This is a genomic window from Demetria terragena DSM 11295 (genome assembly GCF_000376825.1).
Taxonomy (GTDB): Bacteria; Actinomycetota; Actinomycetes; order Actinomycetales; family Dermatophilaceae; genus Demetria; species Demetria terragena.
In genome coordinates this window covers 1198727-1214407 of sequence record NZ_AQXW01000004.1, presented here as the reverse complement: position 1 = coordinate 1214407, position 15681 = coordinate 1198727, and the positions used below count along the sequence as shown (strand labels likewise).

Sequence of the window (15681 nt, the reverse complement as noted above, 5' to 3'; positions counted from 1 at the left end):
AGCGTCGTCGCCTCGAGCTTCGTTCGGGTGGTCCTTGATCAGCAGTATCTGGACGACCTGCGCCGCGTTCTGTAGATCATCGGCGATCGTTCCCGCCGTGACGCATGCAGGGGTGGCCCGTGAGCACCCGGCAATTCGCACCGGACGGCAGTTGAACGAGGCATGGCACCGAGTGCCGCCACGAACGTTGAACCCCGTTCATCTGCTGCCGATGCCCTGGGCGAGTGACTTCAAATATCCGAGTCCGGCTGCGTAGTGGAGAAGCGCACCGACTGTGCATACAACCGCGCCTGCGGCTCCGACGAGGCGAAGACCCGGCAGCAGACCGAGCGCGACGAGCGTGATGCCCGACATGAGTACGGCGGTTCGGATCTTCCCGAGCCACGACACCTCAGGCGCACGGGCCGGATGCGTGATCAGGTAGATGACCATGACTGAGACGTCCACGACGGCGATGAGCAACACCGTCCAGATGTGCAGATGGCCGGAGATGACAAGGGCGAGCACGATCGCCGCAATACCGACGCGATCTGCGATCGGGTCGAGTATCTCCCCGATTCTGCTGGCCTGATCGAGTCTGCGCGCGAGGTATCCGTCTACCCAATCGCTGGCTCCGAAAGCGGCCAGCAGAACGACCGTGAGGTTCGCATGTGCATGGTCGACGATCAGAATCGCGATAGGGGCCACCAGGGCAAGGCGCAGGAGAGTGACCGCGTTCGGAATCGTCGCCCACCGGGCACGCCGCCCTTTCGTCGAACCATCGGTCACACTCGACTCGCCTTCGTGCGCCTCAGCAGAAGCCAGCCCGCGGCAGCCGCGACCGCGACCGCGGCGAAGGCGAGCGAGTATCGCTCGGCGAGTTCGAGAAGCGCCGCTCCGACGATCGCTCCTCCTGCGATCCATATCGCGGCCCAGACCAGCGCCGCCAGGGCACACACCCACGCGAAACGCGCGTACGTCATCGTCGAAGCGCCCGCCGCGGCCGGGACGAACGTGCGGATTCCGGGGAGGAGCCGCGCGACGAGCACCGCCACCCAGTTCCCGGCGACCTGGTCGCGCGCTCTGTCCCAGCGATCGACGCCGAGCCGTCGAATCATCGTGGTCTCTCCGAGCCGCGGGCCGAGACGACGGCCGACGACGAAGCCCACGTGATCGCCGATGAAGGCACCCAGCGCAGCGGCGACGACCGCGAGCAGGACAAACTCCGTACGGTCAGCCAGCGCCACAGCCACCAGAACGAGCCCGGTCTCGCCCGGTGCGATCGCGCCGATGCCAAGGGCCGAGTCGGCGGCGGCAAACAATGCGGTGCACCCCAACAGGAGGGGGATATGGGCACCGGCCTGCTCGAGGAGCGCCTGGATCAGATCGATCATGCTGTCGACGCTAGGCTCGCGGATCGTCGCTCCGATGCTCCCAAAAGCCTGCAGTTGCACTGACGAAAGTCAGTTCCTCGCGCTTGGCCGCTCGACTACGTTCGATTCATGAGTCATGAAGACCCTCGCGAACGTCGACGCCAGACGGTCGTGGCCGGTCTAGTTTCCCTCGCCCCGGCCGCGTCCACACGCTGGCTGTCAGACGCACCGTTGCTGACCCTGGCCATCGTGGCGATCGCGGCAATCGTCCTGGTGCTTCTCACGCCGTATGCGCTGGTGCGCGCCGTCCTCGGAGTATCCACGGCGACGGCGGTGGCCGTGCGTCTGCCGGAGCCGCGTGCCGCCGAGCTCGTGCTGGGCCTCGTCTTCGGCCTCCTGACGGCCCTGGTCCTTGCGGCTCCTCTAATGAGTCGTCGTGCGATGCACCAGCGACGGGAATTCCAGCGGCGCGGCTGGGAACTGGCCGCAGTGGAGTCCCGCCGACAAGCAGGTGAAACCCACGCTGCCCTCCAGCGAGAGCGAATGGCACTCGCTGCAGAGATGCACGACGGCCTCGGACACTCGCTCACGCTCATCGCCGTTCGTCTGGGCCAGTTGTCGCTGGCGCAGTCGCTCTCGGAGGACGACAGGGCGCAGGTTGCCAGCATCAGGGCTGCGGCAGCGGAAGCATCCGATGAACTCGGGCTCGCCGTCCGTCTGCTGCGGCATTCCGAGGATCCTTTTGCCGGGTGGACGCCTCCGACGATCGAGGGTGCGATCGCCGGAGCGCGCGACGCAGGCATGGTCGTCGACGCGCACCTCGATAACGGCCCCACCGACCGGCTCAGCGATGAAGCATCGAACGCCGTTGCACGCATGATTCAGGAGACGCTTACCAACGCGGCCAAGCACGCCCCAGGGGAGCGCGTGACGGTCGACGTCGCGACGGGTGACGAGTCGGTCGTCGCGCATGTGAGCAGCCCGCTCCGGGCCCGTGGTTCTGCGTCGAGCCCGCGAGCTTCGGGATTCGGTCTTCACGGGCTGCGCCACCGGGCCGAGATGCTTGACGGCGAACTCGAGGTCCGTCGTGGTCCAGACGAATTCTCCGTCGCGCTCACCTTGCCGGTGCGCGCACGACCGTCGGTTGACCGCGCTTCCCATCCGACTGACGTCGCCGCTGCCGAGGACGCCGCCGCGATGGTCCGGTCGCGGGCCAGCCGAGCGGCTTTCGCGCTGCCGATCGCGGTCGCGAGCGCGGTCGTGTTCGTCACCGTCGGATACTTCGTCTTGGCAAGCGTGCTCTCGATCATCAGCGGGTCACAGTTCTCCGAGGTGTCGGCCGGTGACGACAGGCAGACCGTCGAACGGATGCTTCCCGCGCTTGAGATGCTCGATCCGCCCCGCGACGATTTCCCTCCCCGTGCGGACGAGGAGTGCTTCTATTACGAGTCAGAGATCAGCTTCTTCGAACGGGCAGACGTCTTCGTCGTCTGCTTCGCGTCCGGTGAGGTCAGCAGAACCGGGAAGGTGGCGGCACCATGACTGGAGACCGAATCGACGATGCGACCACCGTGCCGGCACGCATCGTGGTCGCCGACGACGACCAGATCGTTCGCGCGGGAATAGCGGCGATCCTGTCCTCGGACGACGACATCGAGATCGTGGCACACGCAGCGAACGGATCTGAGGCGATCGGAGCGGTCGACGCCCACAGGCCGGATGTCGTCCTCCTGGACATCCAGATGCCGCACCTGAACGGCATCGATGCCCTGCGCGAGATCCGCAGACGGCGACCGGATCTTCCGGTTGCAATGCTGACGACGTTCTCGGATGACCATCTCATCTCGGACGCCATCGGCTCAGGCGCGCTGGGTTTCCTATTGAAATCGGATGAGCCGCAGCAGCTCATCAGCGGAGTCCGCGCACTCGCATGCGGAGGCGGCGCGTTCTCACCCCGCGTCGCACGCTGGCTGGCATCGCGCGAGCAGGCTGGGCATCGTGCCGAGACATCACGACGAGACCTCGCGCGCACCCTCTCGTCGCGCCAACTGGAGGTGCTGACCCACATCGGCGGGGGACTCTCGAACGCGCAGATCGCTGCGTCCGTGCACCTGTCCGAGGGAACGGTGAAGCAGTATGTTTCCCAGCTCTTCGATGAGTTCGGCATCGACAATCGCGTGCAGGCCGCGATCATCGCCTTCCGAAATGGCCTGATCGATTGAGCTCGGCCTTCGCGCCCCGTCTGGCCGAGCTGCGCACGATCCTCGATGTGCCTGAACGTGTGCGATGGCAACGTTGGATGGGGGCTTCCGATATGTACTTTGTATCGTCGCGGCTGCTGCGGACTGAGGTGGATCGCGTGCTGCGGCGCGATGAGAGGCCGTTGTCGGACGCGGATCCGCTGGTCAGTCCCGTCGGATTGTTCGACATCACCCGTGAAACGCACACAGTTGCGGAGTCGATCGAGCGGCACCTCAAGACACTCGACGCCTTACATCTTGCTACCGCGTAATTGATCGGAGAAGCGGTGACAGTCGCGACCCATGGCGTGAACATGAGGGCTGTAGCCCCGAGCACCTCGGCTCGGCACCATTGATCCTGTGGCGCCCAACTGACCGGGCCCGTGTCGGAAACCAAGAGTCCGACCCAGTTCGAATAGTGGTACCGTTATGTCGTACCAGTCGCCCAAGCGAAGAGGTTCTCATCGTGTCCATCAGCGCAAGCGAGGCGCGCAAGACCCTCTTCCCGCTCATTGAGCGAGTGAATGAGGACCACGAAGCTGTCGAGATCGTCTCTCGTAAGGGCAATGCTGTTCTGATGCCGGCTGACGAGTATGCCGCGTGGCAGGAGACCGCATATCTGTTCCGCTCGCCGGCCAACGCCCGCCGCCTGCTCGATGCTTACGACCGTGCCCGCGCCGGAAATGTCAAGGTCCACGACCTCGATCGCGCAGACGAGGAAGCCTGAGTGCGTCTGGTCTGGGACGAGTCGGCCTGGGAGGACTACAGGCACTGGCAGGCCGCCGACCGGAGGGCTCTGAAGCGCATCAACACGCTCGTCGATGCCTGCCTACGCGAACCGTTCTCCGGGATCGGCAAACCTGAACAGTTGAAGTACGGCGCGCAAGGCTCATGGTCGCGTCGCATCACCTATGAGCATCGACTGGTCTACCTCGTAGAGGACGAGGATCTCGTGATTCTTCAGGCCCGCTACCACTACTGAGCAAGATCGTCCTAGGTGTGGGCACGTGGTTGAGTTCCGGTTTAACGGATAGCGTTAGTAACGGCGCCCGCGGGGAAACGCCATCCATCGCTTCCACGGGCCGGTCAGTTATCGCAGAGCGGAAGTTGGGTTCGGCCCCCATGGAATGAGCCGTTAATTCTTGTGTAGCGCGAGTGCTACGATGCTGCGATGGGCATGAGCGAGCCGCAGGACGAGACTCTTTCCCAGCGGGGGTTGCGCAACGAGTCCGGACGCGTGCTTCGCGAGGTCAGTGAGGGTCGTTCCTTCGTGCTGACCAACCGCGGAGTTGCCGTCGGTCGCATCGTCCCTCTCGATGCCCCGGCTCCCACCTTGCCCATCGCCCGGTCGGCCAAGCGTGTCGGGGGCTGGGCGGCGCTGAAACCTCAGCCATCCGAGGACGACCGCCCAATGATCCAGATCCTCGATGAGTTGCGCGAGGACCGGGTATGACGGACATTCCGCTCGTCTATGCAGACACCTCTGCGCTCGGAGCGCTTTTGGTTGCACAGCCCGAGACGCAGGCGCTGGTGGACTGGCTCGACCAGACGCCTTCCAGGCTCGTCTCGAGTGATCTACTCGAGACTGAGCTGCGCCGCATGGCAATGCGGCAAGGGCGTGATCAAGCGAAGGTCACCGCGATTCTCGATGGCGTGTCCCTCGCGGCACTTGACCGGGCGACGTATCGATCTGCAGGCTTCCTGCCGATGCCGTATCTACGCACTCTGGACGCATTGCACCTTGAGGCGGCAATGCGTCTCGACGCCGAAGCGATCCTCACCTATGACAATCGGCTTGCTGAGGCGGCGAGGTCCGCCGGACTCGACGTGATCGCACCGGCAGCGAGAAGCCACGTTGACGAAGCGTGACGATGCGTGCTCGCCGTCGCATGAGTGACTGGCGCTCGGGTCGTGTGGGATCCGCCCTCGCGCGTCGGATCCTGGCAGATGTCGACTGGGCCGCTGATACTGACTCGCCATGCTGAACATGGGGACCCCTTTGCCCGACGCCGCAAGCGCTCTGGCCGTCGACGAGTCATCGCAGGAATGAATCTCGCGGTAGGTCAGATCGGATGCTGCGACGGCAGAATCCAACGTGATTCGACTTACCGCATGACCTCACCGACGATTTCTCGGCTGGCGGTGGCGCTGCGGGACTTCCAAACGGTCAACTTGGCGTTGAATGGATGGTGATCGGTTGTCGTCGCCGCATCTCACGACGAGCGGAAACGGTCAATCTGCCCGTCGCTGTGGCCACGGCCGTGGGCCCGCAGAGTTGCGGCGCGGAACGAGCGCAGCCACATCGGCCGACCAATCGTCGAGCAGCGTACTCAGCCGCTGGGCGATCTCGGGGTGATGAGCGCGCTGATCATGGTGCTCGGCCGGGTCGTCGGCGAGGTTGAACAGCGACTCCTTGCCATCCTCGAAGAACCGGATCAACTTCCAGTCGCCCTCGCGAACCCCTGCGCCGGGGGTTCCGCCCTGATTGGAGTAGTGGGGGTAGTGCCAGAAGATCGGGCCGCGCTCGAAATCCCCACCTCCTAACACATCGATCAGGTCGACACCATCGGAAGCCTGGTTCGCCAGCGGTTCGATCTTTGCCAGGCCAAGCAGTGTTGGGTACAGGTCCGGGGTGGTGGTGAGCGCACCGGTCGCGCTCGGGATCGCAACACCTGGATAGCTGACGATCAATGGCACCCGCACTCCGCCGTCCACCATCCAGCCCTTGCCCTCGGAGAGTGGGGCATTGCAGGTGGGCGACCCCTCCGCGGTCGAAAGTCCGCCGTTGTCCGAGGTGAGGACGATGACTGTGTTCTCTAGTTGGCCCGTGTCTCGAAGTGCTTCGACCACCGCACCGACACTGTCGTCGAGGGTTTCGACCATCGCCGCGTAGGTCGGGTCTGACTGCAGCGTGCGGCGCATCACCCGCCGCCCGGCCAGATGCCACGCCGTCATGTCCTCGCCAGGCTCGATGGCATCGATCGGCAAGCCGAGCCGTTCAGCCTTGTTGCGGTACTTCTGCACCAGGCCTTCGGGCGCCTGCGCGGGCATGTGCACCGTGTAGTGCCAGAGGTTGAGGAAGAACGGGCGGCTCTGATCGTGGTTGTTGATCAACTCCACCGCCTCATCGGTAAGGCGTGTGGTCAGGTACTCGCCCTGCGGGCCATCGGGCAACGTTGGGATCGCGTACGGGCTGAAATAACTAGACGGCGACCCGATGTCGCAGCCACCGATGTTGACGTCGAAGCCGTGTGCCTCCGGGCTCGATGAGCCCTCACCGAGGTGCCACTTACCAACATGCCACGTGCGGTAGCCGCCGTCGCCGAACGCCCGCGCAAGGCTGTATTCGTTCTCCGGTAACCCATGAAAATAGGGCACGTCGCTCAGCTGCCCCACTCCCTGCCCGCCGATCCAGTCGGTGATTCCAACGCGCGCCGGGTACTTGCCGGTCATCAACGAAGCGCGCGAAGGCGAACACACCGGTGACGCTGCATACGCGTTGGTGAATCGCACCCCGGTCTCAGCGAGTGCATCGATATTCGGCGTCTCGTAGAACCTTGAGTCGTAGCAGGTGAGGTCGGTCCACCCCAGATCGTCGACGAGGATCAACACGACATTGGGTGCTGTGCTCACCATTTCTCCGTTGTTCTCGCCGTAGTCTCCAGAGTTTACGTGGGCCTGGCGCACTCACCCTTATGTATCGCGTGACGCTGGGCCCGCTGGACGATCGGGGACGTGGACGGGCGGCACGAACGGTTTGGGTGCGGGATCGAGTGCAGTGACGTCGACCTCGATCACCATCGGGCTGCGCAGGTCGACCGCTTTGCGCAGCGCACTGCCGAACTCGCTGGCATCACGGGTGAGTGCGTAGGGCAGGGCGAGCGATGCGGCGAAGGTCCTGAAGTCGGGCGTGAATAGGTCAACTCCGTGCCGCTGACCTACGTTCGCTTCCTGAAGGTTGCGAAGGACGCCATATCCGCCGTCGTTGAAGATCACCACGATGCACCATGGAGATTCCCCCGCCAGGGTGGCCATCTCGCCCAGATGGACGGCCAGACCACCGTCGCCGACCATCACGAGGGTTGGCACGTCGGGGCGACCGATGGCCGCGCCGATCCCCATGGCCAGGCCCTGACCGATGCCTCCGCCGAGCGGGAAGATGTTGGATCGCGGGTCCAGGATGGGCAGCAAGCGGTTGCCCCAGGAGCTCGATGGAATGGTGACGTCCCGAGCAATGACGGATCCAGTGGGCAGCACCTGTTCCATCGCCGAGCAGATGTCGGCATAGGCGCCGATCTCGTCGCGCTGGGTCGTGCGCACCGCCTCGCGGGTCGCCCTCACTCGATCGGTCCAACCCGGTTCCGCGCGCTCGGCGGCACCGGCGCCGAGCGCTTCCAACAGTTGCCGCACGGCGACCGCAGCGTCGCAGCAGAGACCGAGGTCGGCTGGAAACACTCGGCCAATAGCGGCCGGGTCGATGTCGATCGCGAGGTGCGGGACAGGCAGCGTCAGGTGATAACTGCGGGTTTCGTTGGAGCGGAAGTGGGTGCCGATTGACATCAGGAGGTCGGCGTCGCCGATCAACTCGTCCAATCCGGGGTTGGATGCGTAGTTGCCGAGTACCAGGGGATGGTCCTCCGGTACCGAGCCGCGGCCTGCGTTGCTGGTGAGGAGACCGGCGCCGAGCGCCTCGACCAGCTGGCGAAGAGGCTCCCCGATCGCGCGGGCACCTCCGCCCGCCCACACCAGCGGTCGCGACGCACTGCGCAGTAGCGCGGCAGCGGACTCGATCTCAGCCGTCGTGGCTACCCGTGCGCTGGCCTCGGTGACGGTCGGGGCGACTTGGTCAGCAGGGTCGGCGAGGTATTGGAAATCGATCGGCCACTCGATACTCGCCGGCGCGTGGGGTAAGGACATGAGATTGGCGATTGCCGATTCGAGGACTGCACGCGCCCCGTCGACTTGTTCGATCCTCGCGGCGAACCGGGAGATCGCCTGCAGCATTTGCAACTGGTGAGGCACCTCGTGGATGACGCCGCGCCCGGAGTCGAGGAACTCGCTGTCGATCTGACCGGTGATGTGCAGCACGCGGCTGCCGGCCGAGAGCGCCTCCAGCATGGACCCGGCTGCGTTGCCGGCGCCGGTGCCGGTACTGGTGATGGCCACCCCGAACTTGCCGGTGGCGCGTGCGTAGCCGTCGGCGGCGTTGACGGCGGCAGCTTCGTGACGTACCGGCACGAAACGCAGGTCGCGATCGACGGCCTCGACCAGTGGGAGGTTGTGAATGCTCACCACCCCGAAAGCGACGTCGACGCCGTGGGCGCGCATGACGTCGACGAGGACGTCGCCGCCGGTCGGGAGGGTTAGGTCGGTCATTGCGGGCTCCTGAGGGTCAGACATAGCGAGCGACGCCGCCACCGACGTCGAGGCAGGCGCCGGTTGTATAGCCGGACAGCGGTGAGAGCAGCGAGACGATGGGCCAGGCGACCTCGTCGGCGGTTCCGAGGCGGCCGAGGTCGACGCCGCGTTCTGCGGCCAGATCACCCGACCAGGCTGCGTAGGACTGGTCGGTCCCGGCTTCGTGAAACCTCCGGGTCCACTGCCCGGTATCGATCAGGCCGAGTAGTACCGAGTTGATCCGGATGTCGTCCGCCGCCAAAGTGTGGCTCAGCGTCGTCGTGAGGTTTAGCAGCGCGGCCCGGGCAGCGGAGGTAATCGCTAACCGGGGCTCGGGCTGCCGGGCGAGGATGGCGTTCACGGCAACGACGGCCCCGACATCGGACCTGGCGAGGTGGGGTTTGGCTGCCCGAACGATGTTGAGGACGCTGAACAGTTTGAGTTCGAATTCGTCACGGATCTGCTCGTCCGTGGTGTCGTCGATGCTCGCCATTAGGGACCGGCCGGCGTTGCACACCACTGCGTCGACGGCGCCGAGCTCGGCGACGGTCGACGCGACGAAGGACTGCATGGACGCGGCGTCTGTCACATCACCGCCCACGGCGTGCACACGCGATCTACTCCCTGAGACCTGCCGTGCCTCGGTGAGCACCTTCTCCAGACGTTCGGTGTCGCGGGCGCAGCCAGCGACGTGGGCGCCCTCGGCCAGCAGCATGTGGGCAGTGGCCAGCCCGACGCCGGAACTGGCGCCGGTGACTACGACAACGCGGTCGCGGAGTCCGAGGTCCATGGGATATCTCCTCTGTGCAGGTTTGAGCGTGGGCTGGGCGGGGCTTGCCTTGAGTCAGGACGACATGCTGTCTGCCTGGGTGAGAAAACTGTCCATGACGGACGCGATCTCCTCGGGACGTTCTTGGATGGCGGCGTGGCCCGCGCGCTTGATCAGCGCGAACTCAGCTCGGTGGATCTCGCGTGCCAGAAGGCGCGATTCCTCGACGCCGGTCACGCGGTCCTCGTCCCCGACGACCACCAGGGTCGGGACGGAGACCTGTGAAAGGTGAGGGCCGGTGTCGCTCTGGGCCATCATCTCGGCGGCACCGGCATAGCCGGGAGGTCGAACGGCTGCCATCTGCCGGGTGACCTCGTTCAGTACAGCGGTCTCTGCCTCGGCGGCTAGCAGTCGAGGCGCCCGCCGCGCAGCGAATGCCTCTCCGCCGAGATCGGCGAGCTCGCTAACCCGCTCACGCATCGAAGCGGCCCGTTCGGGTGTGACGCTCGAGCCCCGCGTGGAGTCGATCAGGGTGAGGGAGGCGATCAGATCGGGGTGCCGTATGGCCACGTGGGTTGCAATCACTCCACCCCATGAGACTCCGGCAATGTGTACGCGGGGTGCCCCGAGCGCACTTAACAGGCCGCCCACGAGGTCGACATACGCACCGGGGGAGTCCTCGCCGGTGACGGCGGATTCAGGATCACGCGAGGCACCGTAACCGGGAGCGTCCCAGGCAAGGGTGCGCCATCCGGCCGCGGCCAGTTGCGGCGCGACACCGGAGAAGGTCGCGGCGCTCCCGCCAATCCCGTGCAGGAGGAGCACCGGCACGGCAGAACGTTCATTCGTGGCTTCGTGTATCTCGACGGCGATGCCGTCGAGATCGCGCAGGAGACGCAGGGTCATATGAGGGTCTCTCGTCGACCAGCGAGATCCTGCAACGCACGGAGGACCGCAAACGGGACCAGGCTCGAGGTGGCCGGATTGTCGGGAGAGGGCAGATTCTTGATCTGGAACCAGTAGTTGCCCGTGCTCGAACGCACGCTGAGTTCGTGCGTGGTCACGGTGCAGGTGGGGTCGGCATACACGACGGCCTCCACCTTCGCGGAGTCGTCGGCAGCGGTGGCGACGGCCATCGCGACATTAGCTGACTTGGGGAAGGCCGTTGCGACGCGTTGTGGCGTGCTCCGCAACACCTCGGTGCGGCCGCTGCTATCCAGGATCGCGGCGCGCTGCTCGTCGTCCATCCAGTCCTGCAGCAAGGTTCGTGGCTGCTTGGTCGTCGCGATGGTCACCTGCTCGAGTGTCCCCGCGTCGGCGACCGCGCGAAGCAGGTCTAGCCCTCCGATCGCACCCGTCGAAAGATAGAGGCGTCCAGGTCCGCTGGACAGTGTGCGGCGAAGGTTCTCATCGGCCATCGCGCCGATCGACAGGACCAGGAGGTCGAGCCCCTCGGCGATGACCCGTGGCCCGATCTCGGCGAGCACCTTTTGCCCGGCGGCCTCGACCACAAGATCGGCGCGGCGGTTTAGCTCGCCGAGTGAGATGGGGGAGTCGTCGGGTGTTGTGACACCTTGGGAATCAACGACCGCGACCAGTCGAGCACCGGTGACGTGTCCGGCCTTGATCGCCGCAGCGACGGGGCCGCCGATCGCACCCTTGCCGAGCACCGCGATGCGTAGGTCTCGCGAGCCGCTGTCTCCTTCGGGAACGTGGGTTGCTGACATCTCAGGCTGTCGCGGAGAGACGTGCGAGATGCCCAGCGTCCGGTGTGCCAGCCATATGGGTGCGGATCTTCTCGGTCGGCGGGCCGGCAGTACCCCATTGGTCAGACAATTCAGGCGTGCGCTGCCAGACTCGGCACAGCCAGGTGTCCTCCTCGACCTGGGCGACCTCGGAGGTGTATTCACAGACCAGCCCAGCGGGGTCGGTGAAATAGGAGAACGTGTTATCGCCGGGACCGTGACGTCCCGGACCCCACTCGGGAGCGATGCCGGTCTGCTTGAGCTTGCCGATGCCGCGCATGAAGTGGTCGACAGTCGGCATCTCGTATGCGACGTGGTTGACGGAGGTCCAGGGCGCCTGGTTGAAGGCAATCACGTGGTGATCGCTGTTGCAGCGCAGGAATGCCATCTGGTGCTCCGACCAGTCGGAGATCCGCATGCCGAGGACTTCTGTATAGAACGCGCAGGCCGCGTCGATGTCGACTGTGTTGAGCACGACGTGCGCGACCTTACGCGGGATCGCCTCGCGGCCATTGGTGTCCCTCGCCGTGACGGCGAAGCGTTCGACCGACAGTTCGATCAGGCGGCCTTCCGGGTCGACAAACTGGACTCCGTATCCACCGGCGGCGTCATCAAGGGGCCCGGGCTCGTGCACGATCGGCACCCCCAGAGACTCCAGCGCGCGGGCGGCATCGTCGACCTCGCGGCGGGTGCCGAGGGCCAGGACGATGCGCCCGAGCGCGTTCTGCTCGTGGTGTCCGATCTGAAGGATGTGGTGTTCCTCGCCGGTGCCACGAAGCCAGGCGACGTCGTCCCCGCGGTCGACGGCGCTCAATCCCCACGACTCGGTGTAGAAGTCGATCGACGCCTTCGGGTCAGGCACTAAGAGCGCGACGGAGCGCAGCGATCGCGGCGAGGCGACCGGTGGGCCCGGGTTGATCACCAAGTTCTGGGTCATGTTCATTCCTCTCTCGTCCCTGCGCTCAGGGCAGCCCAGGGCGGGCGTGCTGCCCAGGCACTTGCTGCCCAGGCACGTACTACGGTGCCTGCCGACTGGCGTTTCTCGCCACCTTCGAGGCCGATCAATCGCGGGTGACGCCGTACATCTCTGAGGTTTCCGGATACGTCGGCAGTTGCGGCTTCTGGGCGCCGATGATCACGCAGATGAGTGCGTCAGTGTCGCTGACGGTCTTCAGGCTGCGCGGAACGCCTGCCGGAACGCGGATCAGGTCGCGGTAACCGAGGACGCGACTAGCGGTCTTGGTGCCGTCCTCGACGTCGTGGACCGTGAACTCCACTTCACCCTCGAGGACGAAGAAGGCCTCCTCGACGTCGTGGTGGGTGTGCTCGGGCCCGACGCAGCCCGAGGGAAGGAGCATGTTGGAGAAGGTAAACCCCTCGGAGGGGAGGCTGCGGCTGTCGCCGTCGTGGTTGCCCGTGGCGCCAGAGCCGATGTAGCGGATTTGAGCCCGACGGAACTTCTCGCCGCCCTTCTCGGCCTGGAACGCCAAGGTGTCCCAGTCCTCGTAACGGCTCGCCTTGGTGGCCGTGCAGGTGTCAATCAACTCCTCGAGTTCGGCGTGGTTGTCGACCGAGTTCGGGGTGGTGGTCATTTTTGTTCCTCTCGATTGTCTCATGTCTAAGATACTTAGTACTATGATGCTTGTTCCTGGGTGAGGTCAAGTCCCTGACTGAGAAATCTCGATTACCCGGGCCGAGAGCAGGTATTGCGCGGGTGAGCATGAACGCGAGCCACGAGCAACCTCGTTGAACTAAGGAGAGGTCGCCCATGGACCGGATAGTTGAGGACCCATCAGATCCGTTCGCCGAGGCACGTGATGAGATCCTGGTCGGCGGCACCTGGCGCACGGGTGGCGGTGAACTGGTCGAGAGTCGCGATCCTGCAACAGGTCGGGTGGTCCATCGTTTCCACGGCGCGTCGATCGAGAATGTCGACGAAGCGGTTCGGCGCGGCTTGAAGGCCTCGCAGGACCCGAGTTGGCGTGATCTACTGGCGCACCAGCGCGCCGCAATCCTGCACCGGATCGGCGAGACGATCGATCGGCATGCGGATCTGATCTCCGCCGTGCAGACGGCCGATACCGGAAAAACCCGCGCCGAGACGCGCGCCCTGGCAGTCAGTGCGGCGGGCACCTTTCGCTACATGGCAGCCGCCCTCGAGACTATGGAGGAGGCTATGCCCCCGCGGCGCGGCGGCAGTTTGACCATGACCGCCCACGAGCCGTACGGCGTTGTCGGGGCGATCACCCCGTGGAACTCACCGATTGCCTCCGACGCGCAGAAGGTCGCTCCCGCGCTGGCCGCGGGAAACGCTGTTGTGCTGAAGCCGCCGGTCTGGGCGCCGCTCACTTCTCTCCTGCTCGGTCGGCTCTGCCAGGAGGCTGGTCTGCCGGCCGGATTGTTGTCGGTGCTTCCCGGCCCAGGCTCCACCGTCGGCAACGCGATCGTTGCGCATCCACAGGTGGGCAAGGTGTCGTTCACCGGCGGTACCGCGACCGGACGAACGATCGGCCGAGTTGCGGCGGACAAGATCATGCCGCTCACCCTCGAACTCGGAGGTAAGTCCCCGACGATCGTGTTCCCCGACGCCGATATCGACCAGGCCGTGTCGGGGATCCTTTATGGGATCTTTTCGTCCAGCGGGCAGAGTTGTATCGCGGGCTCCCGCGTCTTCATCCATGGCTCCGTGTATACCGAGGTTCTCGAGCGTCTCGTGGCGGCGACCGAGCGGCTAAGGGTCGGGCCCGGCACCGATCCGGCTACTGAGGTCGCGCCACTGGTCCACCATGCGCATCGTGACCAGGTCGCCGGGATGGTGGCAGAGGCTGTCGCTGCCGGTGCGCAGGTGCTGACGGGGGGAGCGGTACCCAATGACCCGGCCCTGGCTGATGGTGCGTACTACCTGCCGACAATTCTCGCCGGAGTGACGAATGCCGACGCGATCTGCCGTGAGGAGATCTTCGGTCCGGTGGCAGTGGTGCTGCCGTTCTCGGACGAGGAGGATCTGCTAGCGCAGGCCAATGACAACGAGTTTGGGCTCGCTTGCGGCATCTGGACTGCCGACTATCGGCGTGCCTACCGAATCGCGCGGGCAGTCGACGCCGGTACGGTGTGGATCAACACCTACAAGCAGTTCAGCATCTCCACTCCCTTCAGTGGCCACAAGGCAAGTGGCCTGGGCACGGAGAAAGGGCGCGACGGGATCTCGTCCTACATGCGCCAGAAGAGCATCTTCTGGGATCTCACGGGCGAGCCGCTACCGTGGGTCCGCGGCTGACGGGATGCCTCCCGGTCCTACCGCTCGGGGGAGCCGGGTTCTGCCGGCGTCGGATCGCTGTCGGCACGCAGCCTCTCGGCGACTTCGAGCGACACCTCGAGCTTGGACAGCAACTGGCTGAGCTGCTTTTGCTCGCTGCGGGTGAGTCCGACCAGGAATCTGTTTTGCTCGGCGAAGTGCTGCTTCAGCACGGTGTCGATCAGCGAGCGGCCTTCGTCGGTGAGTTCGATGTCGACCACGCGGCGGTCATTGGCATCACGCACTCGCCGGACCAGGCCGGAACGTTCCAGCCGATCGATGCGTTGAGTCAGCCCACCCGAGCTGATCAGCCCGATCTGGGCCAACTGCCCTGCCGTGCGACGGTAGTCGGGGCTGCTGCGGCGCAGCGAGGCAAGCACGTCGAACGCCGCGGTGCTCAGATTGAACTCCTCGAGTACGGCGCTGACCATGGCCTGATAGCGAATGTCGCAACGGTGCAGACGGCCCAACACGTTGACACTACTGACGTCGAGGTCGGGGAGTTCTCGGGTCCATTGGTCGACGATGAGATCGACCAGATCTGAGGATCGCTTCGCTCGTTCTTGCACCATGGTTCTGTCCTCTGAGTTCTAAGGCAATCTGTCTTCATCGGTAGCGGTGAAGGCGCAACGTTGGACGAGTGTGGCACAGTTCGACGTTCGAAACACGAGGCTGCCAACGAGCATGCTCACAGGTAATCTCTCTTAGCGCTTGACTTCTTAGTGACAAGACACCAGTCTTGTGAGGAATCCCCTGTTACGGGAGGGATGGGCCTCAGCGATGAGGGTTACCCCGTGACGACGCGCCGTTGTCACGACTTGCGTGGCTCGGATTTGTGCAATGTCACCGAGATCGAGCACCGGGCTTCGCTTGGTGCGAAGGA

General features: G+C 65.0%; 18 protein-coding genes. 8 read left to right on the top strand and 10 right to left on the bottom strand.

Annotation, left to right across the window (positions count from 1 at the left end; all coding sequences use genetic code 11):
• Positions 1–198: 198 nt before the first annotated feature.
• The gene (locus tag F562_RS0109965; protein WP_018156813.1) at positions 199–768 is read right to left on the bottom strand and encodes a CDP-alcohol phosphatidyltransferase family protein; all 570 of its coding nucleotides are present in this window, start codon (positions 766–768) and stop codon (positions 199–201) included.
• A complete protein-coding gene (locus tag F562_RS18730) occupies positions 765–1373 on the bottom strand; it encodes a DedA family protein (protein ID WP_083915618.1) in 609 nt (202 codons plus the stop codon). Before F562_RS18730 ends, F562_RS0109965 begins: the two co-directional genes overlap by 4 nt.
• Positions 1374–1481: 108 nt before the next feature.
• On the opposite strand from F562_RS18730, the gene F562_RS18725 reads away from it, so the two are divergent.
• The 7 genes from F562_RS18725 (at position 1482) to F562_RS0109925 (ending at position 5461) form a co-directional block, all read left to right on the top strand.
• On the top strand, positions 1482–2894 hold the full coding sequence (locus F562_RS18725; protein ID WP_018156811.1) for a sensor histidine kinase: 1413 nt from the start codon (positions 1482–1484) through the stop codon (positions 2892–2894).
• Positions 2891–3574, top strand: a complete 684-nt coding sequence (locus tag F562_RS0109950; RefSeq protein WP_018156810.1) for a response regulator transcription factor — start codon at positions 2891–2893, stop codon at positions 3572–3574. Before F562_RS18725 ends, F562_RS0109950 begins: the two co-directional genes overlap by 4 nt.
• Entirely contained in the window at positions 3571–3864 is a 294-nt protein-coding gene (locus F562_RS18720; RefSeq protein WP_018156809.1) for a PIN domain-containing protein, read from the top strand. The genes F562_RS0109950 and F562_RS18720 overlap by 4 nt, the downstream gene beginning before the upstream one ends.
• 194 nt (positions 3865–4058) lie before the next feature.
• Positions 4059–4319 carry a type II toxin-antitoxin system Phd/YefM family antitoxin gene (locus tag F562_RS0109940; protein WP_018156808.1) on the top strand — a complete coding sequence of 87 codons (261 nt, stop codon included), beginning with the start codon at positions 4059–4061 and terminating at the stop codon, positions 4317–4319.
• Positions 4320–4574, top strand: a complete 255-nt coding sequence (locus F562_RS0109935) for a Txe/YoeB family addiction module toxin (protein WP_018156807.1) — start codon at positions 4320–4322, stop codon at positions 4572–4574.
• A 189-nt stretch (positions 4575–4763) separates the two neighbouring features.
• Complete coding sequence (locus F562_RS0109930; RefSeq protein ID WP_018156806.1) at positions 4764–5045, top strand: hypothetical protein; 282 nt, start codon at positions 4764–4766, stop codon at positions 5043–5045.
• On the top strand, positions 5042–5461 hold the full coding sequence (locus F562_RS0109925) for a type II toxin-antitoxin system VapC family toxin (RefSeq protein WP_018156805.1): 420 nt from the start codon (positions 5042–5044) through the stop codon (positions 5459–5461). Before F562_RS0109930 ends, F562_RS0109925 begins: the two co-directional genes overlap by 4 nt.
• Before the next feature lie 363 nt (positions 5462–5824).
• On the opposite strand, the gene F562_RS0109915 is transcribed toward F562_RS0109925, so the two are convergent.
• The 7 genes from F562_RS0109915 to F562_RS0109885 all read right to left on the bottom strand — a co-directional run bounded on the left by F562_RS0109915 (position 5825) and on the right by F562_RS0109885 (position 13095).
• Positions 5825–7228, bottom strand: coding sequence for a sulfatase (locus F562_RS0109915; protein WP_018156803.1), 1404 nt, complete (start codon positions 7226–7228; stop codon positions 5825–5827).
• A 57-nt stretch (positions 7229–7285) separates the two neighbouring features.
• Complete coding sequence (locus F562_RS18715) at positions 7286–8968, bottom strand: thiamine pyrophosphate-binding protein (RefSeq protein WP_018156802.1); 1683 nt, start codon at positions 8966–8968, stop codon at positions 7286–7288.
• 16 nt (positions 8969–8984) lie between these two features.
• On the bottom strand, positions 8985–9779 hold the full coding sequence (locus F562_RS0109905) for an SDR family oxidoreductase (protein WP_018156801.1): 795 nt from the start codon (positions 9777–9779) through the stop codon (positions 8985–8987).
• 54 nt (positions 9780–9833) lie between these two features.
• Positions 9834–10664 carry an alpha/beta fold hydrolase gene (locus tag F562_RS0109900; protein WP_018156800.1) on the bottom strand — a complete coding sequence of 277 codons (831 nt, stop codon included), beginning with the start codon at positions 10662–10664 and terminating at the stop codon, positions 9834–9836.
• A complete protein-coding gene (locus F562_RS0109895) occupies positions 10661–11485 on the bottom strand; it encodes an aspartate dehydrogenase domain-containing protein (RefSeq protein ID WP_040385299.1) in 825 nt (274 codons plus the stop codon). Before F562_RS0109895 ends, F562_RS0109900 begins: the two co-directional genes overlap by 4 nt.
• A gap of 1 nt (position 11486) precedes the next feature.
• A complete protein-coding gene (locus F562_RS0109890; RefSeq protein WP_040385738.1) occupies positions 11487–12440 on the bottom strand; it encodes a VOC family protein in 954 nt (317 codons plus the stop codon).
• A 124-nt stretch (positions 12441–12564) separates the two neighbouring features.
• On the bottom strand, positions 12565–13095 hold the full coding sequence (locus F562_RS0109885; protein WP_018156797.1) for a cupin domain-containing protein: 531 nt from the start codon (positions 13093–13095) through the stop codon (positions 12565–12567).
• A gap of 176 nt (positions 13096–13271) precedes the next feature.
• Here F562_RS0109885 and F562_RS0109880 point away from each other — a divergent pair, with 176 nt between their 5' ends.
• Positions 13272–14780 carry an aldehyde dehydrogenase gene (locus F562_RS0109880; RefSeq protein ID WP_018156796.1) on the top strand — a complete coding sequence of 503 codons (1509 nt, stop codon included), beginning with the start codon at positions 13272–13274 and terminating at the stop codon, positions 14778–14780.
• Between the two features lie 17 nt (positions 14781–14797).
• Here F562_RS0109880 and F562_RS0109875 read toward each other — a convergent pair whose 3' ends face one another.
• Entirely contained in the window at positions 14798–15370 is a 573-nt protein-coding gene (locus F562_RS0109875) for a MarR family winged helix-turn-helix transcriptional regulator (protein WP_018156795.1), read from the bottom strand.
• Positions 15371–15681 lie beyond the last annotated feature (311 nt).